Origin of the sequence: Salibacterium aidingense DSM 18341 (assembly GCF_000429685.1) — a bacterium.
GTDB classification, from domain to species: domain Bacteria; phylum Bacillota; class Bacilli; order Bacillales; family Marinococcaceae; genus Salibacterium; species Salibacterium aidingense.
In genome coordinates this window covers 1-20,481 of record NZ_AUCI01000003.1, presented here as the reverse complement: position 1 = coordinate 20,481, position 20,481 = coordinate 1, and the positions used below count along the sequence as shown (strand labels likewise).

Sequence of the window (20,481 nt, the reverse complement as noted above, 5' to 3'; positions counted from 1 at the left end):
ATTCTTTGCGCTTACTTAAATCAGGAAGAGAAAAGAGGATCATAGAATGACAGATGAAGAATATATGCGTCTTGCCTTGGAGATGGCGGAGGCGACAACGGGCCAAACGTCTCCCAACCCAGTAGTAGGCGCCGTTGTTGTAAAGGATGGAAAAGTAGCAGGAATGGGAGCGCATCTAAAGGCTGGAGAGAAACATGCTGAGATTCATGCGCTCACAATGGCCGGTACAAAAGCGGAAAATAGTACTATTTATGTAACACTGGAGCCATGTTCCCATGTTGGAAAAACACCACCTTGTGTAGATGCCATTATTGAGAACAAGGTGAAACGCGCGGTCATTGCCACGCTTGATCCCAATCCCCGTGTAAGTGGAACGGGCGTGAAAAAGCTGGAAGAAGCAGGCTTGGAAGTAACAACAGGAGTTCTGCAGGAGAAGGCAGACTGGTTAAACCGTTATTTTTTTCATTACATGAAGACTGGGCTGCCGTATGTCACCTTAAAAACAGCTGTTTCTCTTGATGGCAAAACAGCAACTGCAGCAGGACAAAGCCAGTGGATAACCGGTCCGGAAGCAAGAGAAGATACCCACCTTCTCCGTCATCAGCATGATGCGATTATGGCCGGCATCGGAACCGTACTGCAGGATGATCCTTCTCTGACAGCACGCCCTGCCAATGGAGGCATCCAGCCGGTGAGAGTGGTGCTGGACCATCACCTGAGAATGCCTGTAAAGGCCAAAATGATACAGGACCAGGCGGCACCGGTATGGATTATTTGTTCAACTGAAGCCGATCCAGCAAAGAAATTGGAACTGGAACAGACAGGCGCTGTCGTCCATCAACTTCCGGAATCATCCATTCATTTAAAAGATGTGCTGCGTTTACTGGGGGGTCATGGTCTGGTGTCCGTTTTTGTAGAGGGGGGAGCTGAGGTGCACGGCAGTTTTGTTGAAAAAAAATTATTTCAGGAATTTATTTCTTATACTGCTCCGAAACTGATAGGAGGCAGAGAAGCTCCATCCGCAGCTGAAGGCCGCGGGATCGCTTCTTTAGCTGAGGTTCCCGATTTGGATATATGTTCTGTGGAATCCCTCGGACGCGATATTAAGATTACTGCGGTACAAAAGGAGGAAGCATAGATGTTCACAGGTATTATTGAAGAAAAAGCCGTGGTGCACAACCTTCAAAAAGGACTGGAAACAATGGTGATGGCCTTGGAAGCTCCTGGTATGATGACTGATATGAACACAGGGGACAGCATCTCTGTAAACGGCGTCTGTCTTACCGTGACATCCTTCACGGATAAGACTTTTACGGTCGATGTTATGCCGGAAACAATAAATGCAACGAGTTTGCGAACCCTGCAGGAAGGATCGCAGGTGAATGTGGAAAGAGCGATGTCGGCTGCAGGGAGATTTGGCGGTCATTTTGTCAGCGGCCACGTCGATACTGTCGGAACGATAGCTTCCATTCAGCCCTATGAAAATGCATATTACGTAGCCATTGATATCCCCGAAGATTATCTTCCTTATATGGTGGAGAAGGGGTCCGTAGCAGTAGATGGAATCAGCCTGACCATCTTTCAGGTTGATGATGAGCATCATACGATTACTCTCTCCCTTATTCCTCATACGTGGCAGGAGACTACCATAAGCCAAAAAGCAGCGGGAGATCCGGTGAATATAGAAGCGGATGTGCTGATGAAATACACAGAGCGATTGTTGAAAACAAAAAGCGATAAACAGGAAAGCGGGATAGATGAAAAGGTATTAAAGGAGAAAGGATTTATCTGACATTGAGGCAAAGATAAACCCAGCTTTTCTATTATAAAAGGGAAAGAAGGAAAAATGCTATGGCAGATGAAAAAATGTTTGATCCTATCGAAGAAGCGATTTATGAGTTAATGCAGGGGAAAACAGTCATCGTGTGTGATGACGAAGACCGTGAAAACGAAGGGGACTTTGTCGCGTTGGCGGATCAGATCACCCCTGAATCGATAAACTTTATGATCACTCACGGACGGGGACTCGTTTGTACGCCTATCACAGAACAAAAAGCGAACGAACTGGAACTGCATCCTATGGTGGATCAAAATACAGATCCGCACGGTACAGCTTTCACCGTAAGTATTGATCATGAATCGACTACTACCGGAATTTCCGCGGCAGAGCGGGCAGAAACCATTCAGGCTTTACTGGATCCTGACAATAAAAGCAGGCATTTTAAGCGGCCAGGGCATGTATTTCCGCTCATTGCTAAAAACGGGGGGGTGCTGCGCCGTGCGGGCCATACGGAGGCAGCCATTGATTTAGCCAGGTTGTCCGGTTCTGAACCGGCAGGAGTCATTTGTGAAGTGATTAAAGATGACGGAGAGATGGCAAGAGTTCCCGATCTGCGCAAAATCGCAGACGAACATGAACTGAAAATGATCACGATAAAAGACTTGATCCAATACCGCCATAAAAAAGACAAATTGGTCAACAAAGAAGCCGATATTAAACTTCCTACGGATTTCGGAGACTTTCGGGCAATTGGATACACCTCTATTGTGGATGACAAAGAAAGCATCGCTTTGATAAAAGGTCAGCTGATTCCGGGAGAGCCGACCCTTGTACGTGTGCATTCAGAATGTCTGACAGGGGATGTGTTCGGTTCCCACCGGTGTGACTGCGGTCCGCAGCTGCAGGCAGCCCTTCAGCAGATTGAAAAAGAAGGCAGGGGAGTTCTTCTTTATATGCGGCAGGAAGGAAGAGGGATCGGCCTCATAAACAAAATGAAGGCGTACCAGCTTCAGGAACAGGGCTATGATACGGTGGAAGCAAATGAGAAACTGGGATTTAAGCCCGACCTGCGGGATTATGGGATTGGAGCTCAAATATTAAGGGATCTTGGTATTTCTAAAATGAGACTTTTAACGAATAACCCAAGAAAGATTACCGGATTAAAAGGGTATGGTCTGGAAGTAGTCGACAGAGTTGCCCTCCAGCTGCCATACAATAAGGACAATGAAAAGTATATGCGTACCAAATACTCAAAACTGGGGCATATGCTTCATTTTTAAAAAAGGAGAGAGAAGATTGTCACGCATATTTGAAGGAAACTTAATAGGAACAGATTTAAACATTGGAATCATAGTAGGACGATTTAATGATTTTATAACAGAAAAACTGCTCGAAGGAGCCAGAGATGCCCTGATCAGGCATGGTACAGCAGAAAACAACATCGACGTGGCGTGGGTGCCGGGAGCATTTGAAATTCCTTATGCAGCGAAGAAAATGGCTGCATCTAAAAAATATGATGCCATCATTACGCTAGGGGCTGTCATAAAAGGCTCCACTCCTCATTTTGACTATGTATGCGCTGAAGCAGCCAAAGGGGTAAACCATGTTTCCCTGGAACAGAATGTTCCGGTAATATTTGGCGTTTTAACCACTAATACCATTGAGCAGGCTATCGAACGTGCCGGTACGAAAGCTGGAAACAAAGGGGCGGAGGCAGCAGCTGCCGCTGTGGAAATGGCAAACCTTGATAAAAATTTTCAAAAAGGGTAAACTAAGACCGGAGTGAAAACATGGCGGGGTTCCGCCATGTTTTCTCTTTGCCTAAATAAGGGGATAGGAAGAAACGAAAACGGTAAAAGGAAGCTGGAATCCTAATGCTGCACCCATGTTTTCTTTATGTTATATCCCATTTGTAAAATTGGGCGAAAGTTACAGTTAAATGTGTATAGGATATGGATAAGATTTTTATCAGAAGTTCTATAATTTTTGTCCCATTTCCTCTTTTCAACAGCGTGTTATGAAGTATAATGAGAGAGAAGAAACATAATCTCTCTCGATAATAAGGGATGATGAAAATGTTTATAAAATTTAAATCTTCTTATAAAAAGATTGCGATGGGGCTGCTTTCGTATATGCCGGAGGAAAAAGAAGTAAAAAAACTCCAGGAAACGATGAGTTGTTATGAAAATGATGACAATTGGCAGCTCTATCTGTGGAAAGAAAAAGAAGATATTATCGGAGTGATGGGTCTTTATTTTCAGGAAGACGGCTCAGCCGAGTTAAAGCATATATGTGTGAACCCTTCTTACCGTGAGGAGGGAATTGGACGGAAAATGGTGTTAACAATGAAAGAGCGGTTGGAAGGAGAACTAAAAGGGTGCGAGGAAACGAGCGAATTTTTAGGATGCTGCGAAAAAAATGAAACACCTGCAGATAAAGAGAAAACGGAAGAAGCCAGCAGTTAACCATGCGCAAAAGCTGTACCGGAAGCAGCCGACCGGACAGCTTTTTTATATGTTTCGTTTTTGCTGAATCCGCCCCTCCTCACTGCCGCTGTGGTGTCTTAGAATGTGACGGTGGATCAGCTGTTTGTTAGTCAAGTCACTGGCATTCAGCCAGGTTACCTGCTGATGGTCACATTCTTGCCTGCATCGTTCTGTCAGTCCGGGATCCGTGATCGGCAGGTTTATATCTTGAAACATGTTCCGGTGCCTGGCCGCTGTCAGGCATTGATCGACCTTGTCTAATAACATTTCTGCATCCAGACCAAGCTGCAGCAGACTGTCCGTATTGGCTTGGAGAATGGAATGCGCACTGGCAAAAATCTTTTCGGCTCCCCGAAAATTTTCACGGCGGTGGTGGTAGAGCCCTACGGCTGTTTGGATCAGCCCCACCCACAGGCTGAGGCGGTTTCCGGGGTCTGTTTCTTTCCAGAATTCCTCCAGGATTTCGTGGCATTCAAAGTAATCCCGGTGGGCGTGAAACTGAACAAGAAATTGGACATACGCTTCCGGATACATTACGGTCCCTTCTTTCTTTCCATTTAGAAAAAATTGTACCATAACTCTGTGTTTTCTTCATGCGAAAGTCATGATGCCTATGGAAACAAGGATATGATATAATTTACTGTAGCCTTTTTAATGGTAAGGATAACATTCAGAGAGGGTTCAATGTATGGAACGATATAATGTACACATCGACACGTTTCAAGGACCGCTTGATCTTTTGCTGCATTTGATCCATCAGGCCGAAGTGGATATCTACGATATACCGGTGGCTTCTATTACGGAACAGTATCTCCGTTATGTGCAGGCCATGCAGGAGCTTGAATTGGATATTGCCAGTGAATATTTGGTAATGGCTGCGACGCTGCTGGAAATTAAAAGCAAAATGCTGCTTCCCGGAGACCCAGAGCCGGAAGAAGAATACATAGAAGAGGAAGACCCGCGGGAAGAACTGCTTAGCAGACTGGTCGAATATAAAAAATATAAAGAGGCTGCAGAAGCACTTCGTGATAAAGAAAATCAGGGGGTTGTACAATATGCGAAGGGTCCTTCGATGGAATATGATGACGCCGCTCAGGAAGCTGACACTGCTGCCTTACCTGAAGAACTGACGTTATTTGATATGCTGGACGCTTACCAGAAACTAAAAGAAAGAGTCCGGTATCATGCCCCAAAGACAACAAAAATAAAAGGGGAAGAAATATCCATTGAGGAGCGGATGTCAACGATTTTAGCCTTCCTTCATGAACGAAAAGGCTCGAGTGGATTTTTTGAATTGTTTCCTTCCCGGGAAAAGGCACACATTGTCGTTTCGTTTCTGGCTGTATTGGAATTAATGAAAACCAGACAAATAACATGTGTGCAGAGTGAAAATTTTGAAGAGATCAAGGTTTATCAGACAGAGGAGGAGCTAGTCAGTGAATGAGGAAGAGCATCAGCACATATTGCAGGGTCTGCTTTATGTCTGCGGGGATGAAGGGCTGAGTATTCAGGACGCAGCCAGGGTGCTTGACTTGTCGGAAGAAGAAACCGTACAGCAGTTAAATAACTTAAAAGAATGGGTTCAGTCCCACCTCGGCGGGCTGCAGGTCAAACAGTTCGGCAGTAAATACCAGCTTGTCACAAATGAAGCGGTGGCTCCTTACATAGAGAAGCTGGCTGAAGTTCCGCATAAAGCCAAACTTTCCCAGGCGGCCCTGGAAACCCTGGCCATCATTGCTTACAATCAGCCGATAACAAGAATAGAAATTGACGATATCCGCGGGGTGAAATCGGAAAAAGCGGTGCAGACCCTGGTGAATAAAGCGCTGATAAAAGAAGCCGGCCGTACCCAGGCTCCAGGCAGGCCGATTATATACAAAACAACAGAACGTTTTCTAGAATATTTTAATATAGCCTCTATGGAAGATCTGCCTGATTTACAGGGCTCGTCTGGGGAGGAAGAGCCGTCGGGGGAAGAAGCGGATCTATTTTTTGAAGAGCTGGACAACGGCTAATTTGGTTTAGGCTCCTCATAGGTGTCTATATACAAAGGAAAATCCCCGTTCCATTCTGCGTACAGGACACGGTTAATATCAGGAATATTTTTGGATTGGAGATGACGCAGAATTTCTGATTTAGATACATTGGATTCTGTAATGTTGTCTTCTACCCATTCTCCATCCAGAATAACGGCGAGCGGAATTCTGGAGGGCGGAGGGATCTCCTGCAGGACATCTGGTTTCAATGCTTCCGAGGCGTGCGGTTTTTTCAGTACATTCACGCTTCCATTTGCTTCTAGAATCGCGTAGTACACATCCTGCAAGGAAAAGACATCTTTATCCCTCAACAAATGCTGCAGCTGATTTAAGTCCAGTTTATTTTTGCGCAGCGCTTCATAATCCAGTTTTCCTTCCCTGATGACAATGGCTGGTTTTCCTTCCAGCATACTGCGGGTTCCTTTCTTTTTCTGGGTAATCATTTCAACCACGCCGACTAATACCGCCCACAACCCAACAGCGTACAGAATATAGTGAAGAGCAATTTCCTTATCGTAAATCGCATTTCCGACTAATTCCCCCATAACGATGGAAGATATGAAATCAAAAGGAGTTAATTGATTAATCTGGGTTTTTCCCAATACTTTTGTAATAACCATCAAGGCAAAAAATCCAACTGTCAATTCGATCGTTAATTGTAAGAAATTAGCCTGCATAGCGTCCTCCTGTTCAGGGATGCTTTTATCTCCACACTATTTTCTTTTCTTAGCCTGCCCGGCATGATGAAAAATACCCCTGTCCTTTATTGGAAATGGACAAGGGTGTCATCCAGCTTTTTCATAAGCTGGCGGGATGCCTGCTGAACCTGGGCAAACTCGTGATAAGATTCTGAGGGGCTGCCGCGGAATACTTTTTTTATTCCGCCTTTCGTGGTTCTCCAATAGGTGTCCACGTAGGTGCGGTAAGCCGTGAAATACTCCTCCATCTGTTCCGCTGTCCTGCTGCCGAACATTTCCTGAAGAAGATTCGAATCATACCCGGAGGTTACAGGTGTTTCCTCCACAGCCCGGGGATGAGGGGCTTTAGTCTGTTTAAAAACAGTATTTCTAATATCCAGGGCTTTCATATGCAGATGGTGGCGTATTTCCTCCTTTTTTGCCTCGTTATCTTCTTTCCTTTTAGTCTTTTTCCATTCTTCGAATTGCGATTGTAATATCGCATGTTCTTCCGCAAGACGTTTTACTCTCCCCCATAAAAACAACATTAAGGTGAAACTGCAAACAAACAGAAACAATACCAGTAAAAGCAGAACAGAATTCATGGCTGCCTCCCTTTCTTAAAAATTACAGAAGGATGCTTTCATAGAAACCACCCCTCCGCGGCCGAAGCAGGAACGGAAAGCGAGTCCGTGCAGGGCTCCTCCCTATAAATCAGCGTACCTATAAAATGACGGTTCTCCTTCCGGAAGAAACATTGGAATGATGTAAGATCCGTTTTTTTAAAAGATCACATAAAAAAAAGTAACTTATTTCATACTATAAAGGCAGCCTTTTACGGAAGGAAGAGAAAATTATGGGACATACACAAAAATATTTTTTCAAGGTTTTTTTTATTTGTCTCTGCCTGACAGGAGCAGCAGCCTGTGAAGATAAGGAAGAAGCCGGCCCAGCCCAGGTAAGTTACAAAGGCACAAACCAGGCGGAACAGCTGTTGGAAGACATGGAGGAAGTAACATCAGCCGTTTCCGTGAAAGAAGGAAAACAAATTTTTGCAGCGGTTACTGTTCACCAATTTGATCGTCTTCAGCTGGAAAACATCAGAAAAAAAGGCCATTCCCTTTTAAAAGAACAGTGGCCCGAGGAAACCGTTCATTTCTCAACAGACTATAAATCTTGGCTTGAACTAAACAAATACAAGGAAGATAGAAGAAACAAATCCATGTCAGAAAAGGAACGGAAAAAAAGATTAACTCAAATTGAAGAGTTTATGAAAGGATAAAGGTGGTGCAAATGAGTCAAAAGCAGCAGGAATCGGTAAATCAGACATATCAAAAATTTGCTCAGAAGCAGGAACCAAAAATACCTGTGGCGGCAAACTGTATCAAAGCGTTCTTGATTGGTGGAGCAGTCTGCACATTTGGACAGGGGCTGCGCTCCTTTTTTCTTCACTTTTTTAATTTCAATGAACAGACTTCCGGTGATCCAACACTGGCGGTTCTCATTTTGATTGCTGTCTTATTAACCGGATTTGGGGTGTATGATAATATTTCCCAGTTTGCGGGCGCAGGAACAGCTGTCCCGGTGACAGGATTTGCAAACTCCATGGCCAGTGCTGCCATTGAATACCGCACGGAAGGCATTGTACTTGGGATAGGGGCTAATATGTTTAAGCTGGCCGGTCCGGTCATTGTATTTGGAACGGTAGCAGCGTTTCTTATCGCAATCATTAAAACAATCTGGATGCAGGTCGCGGGGGGATAAAAATGCTGCAGGGAAAACAGTCCTGGATGTTTACGACATCCCCTTCTATAGCGTCTACTGGAGTAGTAGGCGGCCCCTTTGAAGCAAAAGGGAATGTGGCCAGAGATTTTGATCATTTATTTGATGATCTCTGGATGTCGGAAACGTCGTTTGAAAACGCACAGAAGAAACTAATGGAAGAAGCCTCTACTATTGCTTTATCAAAAATAAACAAACAGCCGGAAGATATTCAATTCGTATTTGCCGGGGATCTTATCAATCAAATTACAACAACCAGCTTTGCCTGCCGGACGCTTGGAATTCCGTACCTTGGCTTATTTGGAGCTTGTTCTACATCGATGGAAGGACTCGCTCTAAGCGCCATGGTTATTGAAAACAATGGAGCGGAGTATATATTAACCGGCTCAGCAAGTCATAATGCCGCAGTCGAAAAGCAGTTTCGTTATCCCACGGAATATGGTTCTCAAAAGCCTCCCACTGCCCAATGGACGGCAACAGCTGCAGGGTTTGCCGTCGTCGGCCGTCAGGGAGAGGGGCCATCAATGACCTCTGCCACCCTTGGAAAAGTGGTAGACCGGGGGATGACGGATCCATTCAACATGGGCGGAGCAATGGCCCCGGCCGCAGCTGACACAGTGGAAGCCCATTTCACTGACTTAAACCGGGACCCTTCGTATTATGACTATATTATAACGGGGGACCTTGGTAAGGTGGGGCTGCCGCTTATGAAAGAACTTCTGCGGGAGAAAGGAATCATGGTAACCGATGAACAGTGCCTCGACTGCGGCACTCTGTTATACAAGGAAGATCAAAAGGTACAGGCTGGCGCCAGCGGGTCGGGTTGTTCGTCTGCCGTCGTTTACGGACATATTCTAAATCGTATGAAAAACAATGAAATGAGTACAGTGCTTGTCGTCGCCACAGGGGCACTGTTAAGTCCACTGACGTATCAGCAGAAAGAATCCATCCCCTGTATCGCACATGCTGTGGCAATTGAACAGAAAGGAGTCGGATCGTCTTGATATATTTCTGGGCTTTTGTGGTCGGCGGCCTGATTTGTGTACTTGGTCAACTGTTAATGGACGTTGCGAAATTAACTCCGGCGCATACGATGAGCACCCTGGTCGTGCTGGGTGCTGTATTTGATGGAGTAGGATTATACGAACCATTGATTGACTTTGCAGGCGCGGGGGCCACGGTCCCTATTACCAGTTTTGGGAATGCGCTGGTCCACGGCGCAATGGCGGAGGCGGAACAAAATGGGATTATCGGGGTGATTACCGGCATATTTGAAGTGACAAGTGCCGGTATTTCGGCGGCTATTATTTTTTCCTTTCTGGCTGCCCTTTGTTTTAAACCAAAAGGTTAAACGGGGAACACGCTTCTTCCAGCGGGAAAAAGCGTGTTTTTTTTAATCAGGCAGACACGGAATCATAATAAATGAAGACAAGCATATTTATATAAAAAAGATCGGACAAGGAAGATGGGATACCCATGAAACGATGTATGATAATTGCCTTCAGTCTTATCCTTCTCCTGAGCCAGCCCGGCTTGATAAGAGCTGACCATACGGAAGGAGTGGAGACCTCAGCGAATGCAGCGATTCTGATGGATCAAGACAGTGGAAGAGTATTGTTTGATAAGAATCCGCACGAAAAACGTAAAATTGCAAGCATCACAAAAATCATGACCGCTGTTTTAGCGATGGAATCGGGAAAATGGGAGGAAAAAGTTGAGGTCAGCCAAGAAGCTGCCGGGGTGGAGGGTTCCTCTTTGTTTTTGAAACCCGGAGAACATATAACGCTCCAGGATTTGACGACAGGATTAATGCTGCGTTCCGGGAATGATGCAGCGGTTGCGATTGCCGAGCATGTCGGGGGCAGTATGGATGGCTTTATTTACATGATGAATGAAAAGGCCGAAGAAATAGGGATGGAGAATTCTCATTTTACAAATCCTCATGGATTGGACGATGGGGATCGTCATTATTCCACGGCTTACGATATGGCTCTGCTTATGCAGTACGCCATGAAAAATGAAACGTTCCGCAAAACAACAGCCCTGGAAAAATACAAAGCCCCGCAGGAAGGAGAAAAATGGGATCGGATCTGGCAGAATAAAAATAAACTGCTGACGTCTTTATATGAGTACTCTACCGGCGGAAAAACGGGATATACCAAAAGTGCCGGACGAACTCTTGTTTCAACAGCAGAAAAGGAGAATATGGGATTGATTGCGGTTACCCTGGATGCTCCCTCGGACTGGGAGGATCATATATCCATGTTTAACTGGGGGTTTTCTACCTTTGATCGCATCCAGCTGGCAGAAGCCCGGGAAACGATCCCGCAGCAGGAAGAGAAAAAAGGAGATTTATTTATACCACAGGACTTTTATTATCCATTAATGGAAGAGGAGATCAATAACGTGTCGCGCTCGATTACACTTGATAAACATTATCAAAAAAACCCATCTGGAATCTCAGCCGCAGGGGAAATAAAATGGACGTTGGATAACCACACCATTCAAAGGATGCCGGTGATGCTGGATAAAGAACAGGAGGATAAGACAAGCTGGTTTGGCAGAGTCGGGAAGTTTCTTCGTCTTTTCATAGGAGGGGAATAGAGCGTGGTTCATTATATCTGGATGTTTTTACTTGGGGTTGGAATTATTACCGCTATGTTTAATGGACGAATGGAGGAAGTATCGGAAGCCATTTTTTCAGGAGCGGAAGAGGCGGTAGCTCTGTGTTTTGGGTTAATCAGCGTGATGGTATTCTGGCTTGGAATCATGAATATCGCCAAAACAAGCGGGCTACTTGATATCTTTACGAAGGGACTTCGTCCCGCAGCAGTAAGACTGTTTCCTGAAATTCCACCGGATCATCCTGCGATGGGATATATTCTTTCCAATATAACAGCGAACCTGATGGGACTGGGCAACGCTGCTACACCAATGGGAATTAAAGCAGTGAAGGAAATGAAAAAATTAAATGATGATAAGGACGAAGCCAGTCGTTCCATGATTACTCTGATGGCGCTGAATACAGCTAGTTTAACGTTGGTTCCGACCACGGTGATAGCTATCCGGATGAACTACGGCTCGGCTGCGCCGGCTGAAATTGTAGGGACAACTATTATAGCCACCGCCTGCTCTACGGCTGCTGCTTTATGTATAGACCGGTTCTTTTATTACCGCAGGTTAAGAAAAAGGAAAGGATATACATGAATTGGTTAAATGCATTATCCTTATGGATCGTTCCGATGCTGCTTTTAACGGTTATTGTTCATGCAGCGTTAAAAAAAATACCGGCGTACGATAGTTTTGTAGAAGGAGGCAAAGATGGATTTCAGCTGGCCGTCTCTCTTATCCCTTATTTGGTTGGAATGATGGTGGCTATTTCTGTTTTCAGGGAATCCGGGGCTATGGAACTTCTGCTCGATGCGGTAGAGCCGGTGCTTGTTCTTATTGGGGTTCCTGCGGATATCGTGCCGCTTGCTCTCATCCGCCCGATTTCAGGCACGGGTGCATTGGGAATGATGAGTGACCTCATTGCAGAGCATGGACCGGATTCGTTTATCGGCAGGCTGGCTTCCACGATGCAGGGAAGCACCGATACAACGTTGTATGTACTGACGATTTATTTTGGCGCCGCTGGTATAAAAAGCATCGGCGACGCTCTCAAGGTTGGTTTATTTGCCGATGCTGTCGGCGTAGCCGCCTCCATCATTATTGTCACCCTCCTTTTTCTCTAACAAACAGCCGCACCGCCTGTAAATCCCTCAGCCATCAAACATTGCTGTTTACCCAATCAATCAAAGACCCAAATTAAAAAGACGGAGCTTGACCAACTTCCAAGCTTCGTCTTTTTTATCGTATCAGAATTTATAAGTTTGGGTTCCCTTTTTGGATTTTGAGGTATATGAATAGTATAGATAAAAGAGAAAATGCAGGAGCTGAAAAGGCCAGCGCTTGTGAAACAGCGTGCAGATGGTTAAGATAGGAAAAGAGGTGAGGAAAATGGAACGACTTCAGAAGGTTATAGCAAATGCAGGAGTAACATCAAGAAGGAAGGCAGAAACGTTTATTGAGGAAGGAAGAGTAAAAGTCAACGGAAAAATCGTCCGTGAACTTGGGAGCAAGGTCTCTGCCCATAAGGATACAGTGGAAGTGGACAATATTCCAATCGATAAAGAGGAACCGGTGTATTACGTGTTTTATAAACCAAAACAGGTTATCTCGGCTGTCCGCGATGATAAAAACCGTAAAGTGGTAACAGACTATTTCGAAGAGGTGGAAGAACGAATCTTTCCAATCGGCCGTCTTGATTACGATACGTCCGGCCTGCTTTTGCTGACCAACGACGGAGATTTTGCAAACTTGATGATGCATCCTAAAAATAAAATATTTAAAACCTATATCGCCAAAGTAAAGGGAAAACCGTCCAAAGAGAATATTGGCCTTTTAATAAAAGGGATAGACATAGAGGGCATAAAAACAGCACCGGCGAAGGTGAAGATTAAATCGACGAACAAAAAAAACAACTCATCGATCATAGAAATCAGTATTCACGAAGGCAGGAACCACCAGGTCAGAAAGATGTTTGAGACCATCGGCCACCCGGTTCTGAAGTTGAAGCGGGAAAAATATGGTCCAATTACCCTGGATAAATTAAACCCTGGAGAAAAAAGAGTATTGAAGCCTGTGGAAGTAAAAAAATTAAAAGAAAGTGCTGTCACATAAGTGTCATAAAAAGCCGCTTATACATGCAAGTTGTTCAGCGTTATAATGATAACATAGTGCAGTGAAGCAGTCAGGCAATAATTAGAGGTGTTCTCATGGAAAAAATAAAATGTGAGTGCGGCCATTTCAATCCATATGGAACGCACCTTTGCGAATCGTGTGGTAAACCGCTCGATGATAAAGATAAAAATGCGTCGATGGTAGACATGCGCTATGAAGGAGTGGCAAGACGTTCCCAGACATACAATAAAACGATAATTGACAAAATATGGAACTTCTTTTCCTCTGTAAAAGTGGGAATCGGAATCATTGTACTAACTCTTATTGCCTCATCAGTAGGTACTATTTTTCCACAGGAAATGTACATACCGAGCAATGTAAACCCGGCGGAACACTATGAAAATGAATATGGCATTGCCGGACAGATTTATTATACTCTCGGTTTTCATAATCTTTACGGCTCCTGGTGGTATATGGCATTAATAGCCGGACTTGGGATTTCTCTTATTATAGCAAGCCTGGATCGTGTGGTTCCCTTATACCGCGCACTAAAAATGCAGAAAGTATCACGGAATGAAGGATTTCTAAAGAGGCAGCGGATGTTTGGGATACATGAACCTGATGCCCCGGAACAGACGGTGGAAGACACCAAATGGTTTCTTTCCAAAAAAAGGTACAAGGTAAGAGAAGAAAACGGAAGCCTGCTCGCGGAAAAAAACCGATTTGCCAGATGGGGGCCTTACATCAATCATGTCGGACTTATTATATTTTTAACAGGTTGTGTGCTTCGGTTTTTCCCGGGGATGTATGTAGATGAACTGGTATGGGTGAGAGAAGGGGAAACAGAAGCCATCCCCGGCACAGATAGAGAATATTATATCGAAAATGAAGAGTTTTTTGTTGAACTTTATGATGAAAATGATGAAACCTTTGCCCCGGCTCTGCAGCGTGCCGGAGGCCCCCAGGTTCAGACGTACCAGACAAATGCTGTGCTGTACCAGAGCGAGGGAACTGGAACAGTGGGAACAGAACCGGAATTGACAGAAGTAAAATCAGATGAAATTCAGGTGAACCATCCCCTTCGTTTTGACAATTTCGCGTTGTATCAAATGGATTACAAATTGAATGAATTGAATGTCATGTCATTGTCTATGAACGACCGCGCCTCCGGTGAAAAAATCGGAACCATCGACATTGATTTGTTCGATCCGCAGGGGGAATATGATCTTGGGAATGGATACCGCGTTGTCATTGATTCTTATTTTCCAAATTTCGAATTTAACGAAGACGGGGAACCTTCTACCGTATCGGACATCCCAGACAATCCTGCTTTTATTTTCCAAATGTTTTCCCCCGAGCATCCGGAAGAAGGAGAATATAGTTTTGTAGGGATCCAGCGGAATGAAGACGTGTTCGGCGAAAATGATTACGAAATGTCGTTTGAAGGAGTCGAAACAAAAGATGTCACCGCACTTACTGTAAGAAAAGACTTGACACTTCCCTTCTTAATCGCGGGAGGAAGTATCTTTATGATTGGCTTAATTCAAGGTTCCTATTGGTCTCACCGCCGCATATGGCTGCGCCGGTTCGGCGGGGAAATCTGGACGGCAGGGCATACCAATAAACATTGGGCTTCATTGAAAAAAGACTTTGTGGCTCTTTCCAGGGAGACGGGATTGGAAGTACCGGAAGATAAGCAGGCCAAAAAAGCCATGAAGGAAAAGGAACCAAACGGAAGGGATGACAGCAATGGTTGAAATTAGTTCGAATTTATTGTTGGTTGCATTCTTCCTGTATTTAATAGCAACGATCTGTTTCGCCATTTCAGTTACAGGAAGAAAATGGCGTGATAAACAGGGAGATGTAACCGGGAACCGCCTTGGTATGGTTGGTTATATGGTTACCGCAATAGGGTTTATCTTTAATGTCGGCTATTTTATCACGAGATGGCTGGCAGCAGGACACGTTCCTGTAAGCAACATGTTTGAATACACTACCTTTCTTGGAATGGCATTAACGTTTGCTTTTCTTATCTTGTACGGTATTTATAAAACGAACGTCCTTGGTATGTTTACACTGCCTATTGTAATGCTCATTATCGCTTTTGCGTCTGTATTTCCAACAGAGGTAGAGCCGCTTATTCCAGCACTGCAAAGTAATTGGCTGAAGATACATGTAACGACAACAGCGCTTGGTCAGGGAATATTATCTATAGGTTTTGCGGCAGGCTTGATCTATCTTGTCCGGACTCTTGATTTCAATAAACGGGACAAGAAAGTGTTTTGGCTGGAGTTTATCATGTACTGTCTTGTCAGTCTTGTCAGTTTCATCCTTATTCGATATGTCTTTGGATTATTCCAATATCAGGCCGTTTTTCAATATGTGAATGAAGCAGGCGAAGAAGCAGAAATGGTATATCATATGCCTGCTGTTTTAGCCCCGCATCAGGGGACCCCGGTTTCGAGCGGGGTGATGGAACCGCTGTTATCGATGCCGGTATGGCTGCGCAGTGATGATGCCAATACCGTTCTGTGGTCCCTTGGTACGGGTGTACTGGTATACGCTGTTTTGAGACTGCTTTTGCGCAAACCGCTTGGCGGGGCTGTTCAGCCTCTGCTAAAAAACATTAACCCCGATACAGTGGATGAAGTAAGTTACCGGGCTATTGCCATCGGGTTTCCTGTCTTCACGCTTGGCGGACTCATTTTTGCTATGATTTGGGCCCAAATCGCCTGGACAAGATTTTGGGGCTGGGATCCAAAGGAAGTATGGGCGCTGATAACATTTTTGTTTTATGCGGCCTACCTTCATTTACGGTTATCGAGAGGCTGGCACGGGGAACCTTCCGCCTGGCTGTGTGTGATTGGTTTTGTTATTATTATGTTTAACCTGATTTTTGTTAACCTGGTTATAGCGGGTCTTCATTCGTATGCATAACGGTTTTACCGGAGGAACGCCTTTATAAAAATTGGAATACATGCTTTGCAGGAGGTAACGAATCCATGGATAATGAAGCAAAAGTATTGGTCGTTGATGACGAAGAACGAATCCGCAGGCTGTTGAAAATGTATCTGGAACGGGAAGAATTTAAAGTAGAAGAAGCCGAAAATGGAGAAGAGGCCCTGGATGCAGCGTTGGATAATGATTATGATGTTATTCTATTGGATTTGATGCTTCCCGGTATGGACGGGGAAGAAGTCTGTCAGGAGCTTCGCAAATCAAAGGCAACCCCTGTGATTATGTTGACGGCAAAAGGGGAAGAGAGCAATCGTGTCCAGGGATTTGAAGTGGGCACGGATGATTACATTGTCAAACCTTTCAGTCCTAGAGAAGTCGTACTAAGAGTGAAAGCTATTTTAAGACGTTCATCGGCGACGAAGTTTCTGCAGACAGAAACACAAACAAAAGATGTCCTCGTCTTTCCCCATTTAACGATTGATAATGATGCCCATCGTGTCACGGTGAACGAGGAAGAAATCAGCCTTACTCCTAAAGAATATGAACTGCTTTATTACCTTGCCCAGGCCCCTGATAAAGTGTTCTCCCGCGAACAGCTGTTAAAAGATGTGTGGGATTACGATTTCTTCGGTGATTTAAGAACGGTGGACACCCATGTGAAACGGCTCAGGGAAAAGTTGAGTAATGTTTCGGAAGAGGCAGCCGATATGATTTCCACGGTCTGGGGTGTAGGATATAAATTTGAGGCTGCCGGCGGAGAATGATCTGGAGAAGTGTTGTCGGCAAGCTTTGGGGCACCATTTTACTGCTCGTTTCCGTAGTACTGGTTATTTTAACGATTCTGCTGCTTCAATTTTTTGAACGGTTTCATATTACAGAAGCAGAAGAACAATTAACCAATCATGCCAATGTTATCGTTTCCGTGCTGGAAAGCCAGGAGGACCCTTCTGCTTCTCAAGGAACGGTCGAAAAAATAGCCGGATCGTATAATACTTCTGTCATAGTGATGCAGGGGGACAATAACTGGGAATATGCGGATGAGGAAGAAGCGGGAGTTCATCTGCCCCTGTCTATTTTTCAGCAGGACAGCCGTTTATCTCCAGTACAAGAGGACCGGACCTCCGTCATTACCCATGGTGATTTTCCAACAGAAGAAGATGGCGAAGAAGTCCATAACGAAATCTTTGTAGTGGGAATGCCGTTTGTCTCGGCTGAGGGGGAAGAAGGTTCCCTCTATTTATATCAATCGCTTGATATTATTGAAGACACAACGGGAGAGACAAAGCAGATTATTCTTCTTTCCGCCGGAATTGCTATCATACTGACAACTGTTTTTGCTTTTTTCTTGTCTTCCAGAATAACGGCGCCGCTTAGGAAAATGCGCCAATTGGTACTGAATGTCGCAAAAGGGGACTTTGAAACCAAAGTTCCGATCCTCACTAATGATGAAATCGGACAGCTCGGAAACGCTTTTAATAAAATGAGGCGGGAGCTGAATCGAAACATTACGGCTTTAAACCAGGAAAAGGAACAATTAAGCCGTATTTTAACAAGCATGGCAGATGGGGTTATTACGATTGACCGGAAAGGCTCCATTGCTGTTACGAATCCCCCTGCCCAGCGCTTTTTGTATTCCTATCATTACGACAGTGGAATAGCTGATCCACAGGACCGTCTCCCTAAAGAAGTAAAAAAGTTATTTCAGAAAGTCGTAGCCCTGGAACAGGAACAATGGATAGAAATGGATGTGCAGGGAAGAAGTTTTGTGGTGTTAATGACGCCATTGTATGATGGGGAATTCGTTCGCGGGGTCGTCGCCGTTATTCGTGACATGACGGAAGAACGGCGTCACGATAAATTGAGAAAGGACTTTATTGCCAACGTTTCTCATGAGCTGCGGACTCCTATTTCCATGCTCCAGGGTTACAGTGAAGCCATTGTAGATGATATTGCCGGAAGTGAGGAAGAAAAGAAGGAGATAGGGCGTATCATTTATGATGAATCCATGCGGATGGGAAGACTGGTCAATGAACTGCTTGATCTTGCCCGTATGGAAGCGGGCCACATCCAATTAGAAAAACAATGGGTGGATATATATTCCTTTGCAGACAAAGTGTATAAAAAATTTCAAGGACTTGCCCGGGAAGCAGATGTCCAGATGACCCTTGATAAACATGGAGAAAAGAAACAAGTGTACATGGATCAGGACAGAATTGAGCAGGTTATGACAAATCTGATACACAATGCTATACGCCATACAAGTGAAAAAGGCAGTGTTCATATTGTGGTAAATACGGCAGGTTCGGGATGGACGGTAGAAATACAGGATACGGGATCAGGTATACCGGAAGAAGACCTGCCCTATGTATTCGAACGATTTTATAAAGCGGATAAAGCACGCACAAGAGGAAAAAGCGGTACTGGGCTCGGTCTTGCTATTGTAAAAAATATTGTGGAAGCTCATGATGGAGAAATAGCAGCACACAACAGGCGGGAGAAAGGGACCATCTTCAGCTTTTATCTGCCATACCCGGAACAGGAAGAATAAATTCATGATGATCGGCTGGGGGTACTCAATATGAAAGCCTGGTTTGAGGAGCATTTTCAAGAAGACTATTTAAAGGTATATGACCACAGAGACGAAGAAAAAGCTGCTAATGAGCTGGCTTATCTAATGACCTATCTTCCTCTGGAGCGGGGAATGAAGGCTGTTGATTTATGTTGTGGAAACGGCAGACACTCACGCTTTCTGGCCAGAAAAGGCATCCATGTGACAGCGGTCGATTTATCGCCCGCTCTCCTGAAAAAAGCAGTGGATCTAACTTCAGGACTCCCTGTCCAATATATGCGCGCTGACATTAGAGACGTTGCATTGAAAACGGAATACGATGCTGCCTTTAATTTATTCACGAGCTTTGGATACTTTACCGATGATGCGGAGAATGAACTTGTTTTTGTCCGGGCGGCGGAGGCGCTGAAAGAAAACGGCTGGTTTTTTTTCGACTATCTGAATCCTTCCTATGTAGAGCGTCGTCTTGTCCCCCGTGATATAACTGAAAAAGAAGGGCTGACAGTAACGCAGGAGCGGTATATAGAAGCAGGATTTATTAATAAAAAAATCACGATTGAAGAATCGGGTTCACAAAGAGAATATCGGGAACGAGTGAAAATGTACAGTCCAGAGGCTTTAAGAAATATGCTTACCCGGAATGGGTTCCGCGTGCAGTATGTTTTCGGAGATTACGATGGAACGCCGTATGAGCAACAGGAATCACCCAGACAAATTTTAATTTGTCAGAAACAGTCAAAAGGGAAGTGAAAAACGGAAGGCCTGTTCGCGATTATCCGTATTTTTTACTATAATAAAGTGAGTTACTCACAAAAACAGAATAATTTAATGAAAATGGTCCTCCTTTGGAAAAAGGGAGTTAAAAGGGAAACCGGTGAAAGTCCGGTACGGTCCCGCCACTGTAAGTATGATAAGCAGGAGCAACATCCACTGTCCCGCTATGGGATGGGAAGGAGCTGCTGTAAGGTGCAAGTCAGGAAACCTGCCATTTTCAACGGTGTTATCCTTCGAGGAAAAGGAGCAGCCGGAGTTTATCAATATTGCCAAAATACCAGGGCATCTGTGTCGAAAATTCCGCTCTCCTATAAAAGGGAGAGCTTTTTCTATATGGTATACGCCTGCATATAAGGAGCATTCCTGTTAGGGGAAAATGTGAGTTTTGAACAAAAAAGAGCCCCCTTGGTATAGTACGGAGTGTCTGATGAAAAATCATCGACCTCGAATCCAGGAAACCAAGGAGGACTCACCATGCATTATACGCAAAACGAAAAACTCACGCAAATCACCTCTAACACACTCATTATTGGCGTAGATATCGCTAAAAACAAACAGGTGGCTCGTGCTTTCGATGACCGCGGTTTTGAATTTGGAAAACGAATCAGCTTCTCCAATGATAGAGAAGGATTCGAAGCTTTTCTACAATGGGCAGCCATGCATCAAGAAAATCATCACAAGACCGACATGATTGTCG

General features: G+C 44.6%; 23 protein-coding genes, 1 pseudogene and 1 riboswitch. Of the genes and pseudogenes, 21 read left to right on the top strand and 3 right to left on the bottom strand.

Going from position 1 to position 20,481, the window contains the following annotated elements; genetic code table 11:
- The first annotated feature begins 46 nt into the window (after positions 1-46).
- The 5 genes from ribD to G475_RS0104110 all read left to right on the top strand — a co-directional run bounded on the left by ribD (position 47) and on the right by G475_RS0104110 (position 4,245).
- The gene (ribD, locus tag G475_RS0104130) at positions 47-1,138 is read left to right on the top strand and encodes a bifunctional diaminohydroxyphosphoribosylaminopyrimidine deaminase/5-amino-6-(5-phosphoribosylamino)uracil reductase RibD (RefSeq protein WP_026700196.1); all 1,092 of its coding nucleotides are present in this window, start codon (positions 47-49) and stop codon (positions 1,136-1,138) included.
- On the top strand, positions 1,139-1,792 hold the full coding sequence (ribE, locus tag G475_RS0104125; protein WP_026700195.1) for a riboflavin synthase: 654 nt from the start codon (positions 1,139-1,141) through the stop codon (positions 1,790-1,792).
- A 74-nt stretch (positions 1,793-1,866) separates the two neighbouring features.
- A complete protein-coding gene (locus tag G475_RS0104120) occupies positions 1,867-3,060 on the top strand; it encodes a bifunctional 3,4-dihydroxy-2-butanone-4-phosphate synthase/GTP cyclohydrolase II (RefSeq protein ID WP_026700194.1) in 1,194 nt (397 codons plus the stop codon).
- Between the two features lie 16 nt (positions 3,061-3,076).
- Complete coding sequence (gene ribH / locus G475_RS0104115) at positions 3,077-3,550, top strand: 6,7-dimethyl-8-ribityllumazine synthase (protein ID WP_026700193.1); 474 nt, start codon at positions 3,077-3,079, stop codon at positions 3,548-3,550.
- Positions 3,551-3,855: 305 nt separating this feature from the next.
- Positions 3,856-4,245: a GNAT family N-acetyltransferase gene (locus tag G475_RS0104110; RefSeq protein ID WP_026700192.1), complete on the top strand. Its 390-nt coding sequence runs from the start codon at positions 3,856-3,858 to the stop codon at positions 4,243-4,245.
- 45 nt (positions 4,246-4,290) lie between these two features.
- Here the strand turns inward: G475_RS0104110 and G475_RS0104105 are convergent, their stop codons facing one another.
- Positions 4,291-4,800: a DUF309 domain-containing protein gene (locus tag G475_RS0104105; protein ID WP_026700191.1), complete on the bottom strand. Its 510-nt coding sequence runs from the start codon at positions 4,798-4,800 to the stop codon at positions 4,291-4,293.
- Between the two features lie 154 nt (positions 4,801-4,954).
- On the opposite strand from G475_RS0104105, the gene G475_RS0104100 reads away from it, so the two are divergent.
- Together G475_RS0104100 and scpB are read left to right on the top strand one after the other, a co-directional pair.
- A complete protein-coding gene (locus G475_RS0104100; protein WP_026700190.1) occupies positions 4,955-5,710 on the top strand; it encodes a segregation/condensation protein A in 756 nt (251 codons plus the stop codon).
- Positions 5,703-6,281 (top strand): SMC-Scp complex subunit ScpB, encoded by a 579-nt coding sequence (gene scpB / locus G475_RS0104095; protein ID WP_026700189.1) that lies wholly within the window; start codon positions 5,703-5,705, stop codon positions 6,279-6,281. Before G475_RS0104100 ends, scpB begins: the two co-directional genes overlap by 8 nt.
- Here scpB and G475_RS0104090 read toward each other — a convergent pair.
- Both G475_RS0104090 and G475_RS0104085 read right to left on the bottom strand, forming a co-directional pair.
- Positions 6,278-6,979, bottom strand: coding sequence for a DUF421 domain-containing protein (locus G475_RS0104090; protein WP_026700188.1), 702 nt, complete (start codon positions 6,977-6,979; stop codon positions 6,278-6,280). The two genes, scpB and G475_RS0104090, sit on opposite strands and share 4 nt — an antisense overlap.
- 86 nt (positions 6,980-7,065) lie before the next feature.
- Positions 7,066-7,584, bottom strand: coding sequence for a hypothetical protein (locus G475_RS0104085; protein ID WP_026700187.1), 519 nt, complete (start codon positions 7,582-7,584; stop codon positions 7,066-7,068).
- A gap of 251 nt (positions 7,585-7,835) precedes the next feature.
- Between G475_RS0104085 and G475_RS24195 the strand changes: the two genes are divergently transcribed.
- The 14 genes and pseudogenes from G475_RS24195 to G475_RS0104010 form a co-directional block, all read left to right on the top strand.
- The gene (locus tag G475_RS24195) at positions 7,836-8,261 is read left to right on the top strand and encodes a hypothetical protein (RefSeq protein ID WP_051302155.1); all 426 of its coding nucleotides are present in this window, start codon (positions 7,836-7,838) and stop codon (positions 8,259-8,261) included.
- An 11-nt stretch (positions 8,262-8,272) separates the two neighbouring features.
- A complete protein-coding gene (gene spoVAC, locus G475_RS0104075; protein WP_026700186.1) occupies positions 8,273-8,743 on the top strand; it encodes a stage V sporulation protein AC in 471 nt (156 codons plus the stop codon).
- A 2-nt stretch (positions 8,744-8,745) separates the two neighbouring features.
- Positions 8,746-9,765 (top strand): stage V sporulation protein AD, encoded by a 1,020-nt coding sequence (spoVAD, locus tag G475_RS0104070; RefSeq protein ID WP_026700185.1) that lies wholly within the window; start codon positions 8,746-8,748, stop codon positions 9,763-9,765.
- Entirely contained in the window at positions 9,762-10,112 is a 351-nt protein-coding gene (gene spoVAE / locus G475_RS0104065) for a stage V sporulation protein AE (protein ID WP_026700184.1), read from the top strand. Before spoVAD ends, spoVAE begins: the two co-directional genes overlap by 4 nt.
- A gap of 125 nt (positions 10,113-10,237) precedes the next feature.
- Entirely contained in the window at positions 10,238-11,365 is a 1,128-nt protein-coding gene (locus tag G475_RS24190) for a D-alanyl-D-alanine carboxypeptidase family protein (RefSeq protein WP_084413981.1), read from the top strand.
- A gap of 3 nt (positions 11,366-11,368) precedes the next feature.
- Positions 11,369-11,968, top strand: a complete 600-nt coding sequence (locus G475_RS0104055; protein WP_026700183.1) for a nucleoside recognition domain-containing protein — start codon at positions 11,369-11,371, stop codon at positions 11,966-11,968.
- Complete coding sequence (locus tag G475_RS0104050) at positions 11,965-12,495, top strand: spore maturation protein (protein ID WP_026700182.1); 531 nt, start codon at positions 11,965-11,967, stop codon at positions 12,493-12,495. The genes G475_RS0104055 and G475_RS0104050 overlap by 4 nt, the downstream gene beginning before the upstream one ends.
- Before the next feature lie 265 nt (positions 12,496-12,760).
- Positions 12,761-13,483 (top strand): pseudouridine synthase, encoded by a 723-nt coding sequence (locus G475_RS0104045; RefSeq protein ID WP_026700181.1) that lies wholly within the window; start codon positions 12,761-12,763, stop codon positions 13,481-13,483.
- Positions 13,484-13,578: 95 nt separating this feature from the next.
- Entirely contained in the window at positions 13,579-15,240 is a 1,662-nt protein-coding gene (resB, locus tag G475_RS0104040; protein WP_026700180.1) for a cytochrome c biogenesis protein ResB, read from the top strand.
- A complete protein-coding gene (gene ccsB / locus G475_RS0104035) occupies positions 15,233-16,420 on the top strand; it encodes a c-type cytochrome biogenesis protein CcsB (RefSeq protein WP_026700179.1) in 1,188 nt (395 codons plus the stop codon). The genes resB and ccsB overlap by 8 nt, the downstream gene beginning before the upstream one ends.
- A gap of 65 nt (positions 16,421-16,485) precedes the next feature.
- Positions 16,486-17,205, top strand: a complete 720-nt coding sequence (locus tag G475_RS0104030) for a response regulator transcription factor (protein ID WP_026700178.1) — start codon at positions 16,486-16,488, stop codon at positions 17,203-17,205.
- Entirely contained in the window at positions 17,202-18,989 is a 1,788-nt protein-coding gene (locus tag G475_RS0104025) for an ATP-binding protein (protein ID WP_026700177.1), read from the top strand. Before G475_RS0104030 ends, G475_RS0104025 begins: the two co-directional genes overlap by 4 nt.
- 30 nt (positions 18,990-19,019) lie before the next feature.
- Positions 19,020-19,760 carry a class I SAM-dependent methyltransferase gene (locus G475_RS0104020; protein WP_026700176.1) on the top strand — a complete coding sequence of 247 codons (741 nt, stop codon included), beginning with the start codon at positions 19,020-19,022 and terminating at the stop codon, positions 19,758-19,760.
- 68 nt (positions 19,761-19,828) lie between these two features.
- A riboswitch (cobalamin riboswitch) is annotated at positions 19,829-20,014 on the top strand.
- 244 nt (positions 20,015-20,258) lie between these two features.
- Positions 20,259-20,481 (top strand): annotated as a pseudogene (locus G475_RS0104010) (IS110 family transposase); the annotation flags it as partial.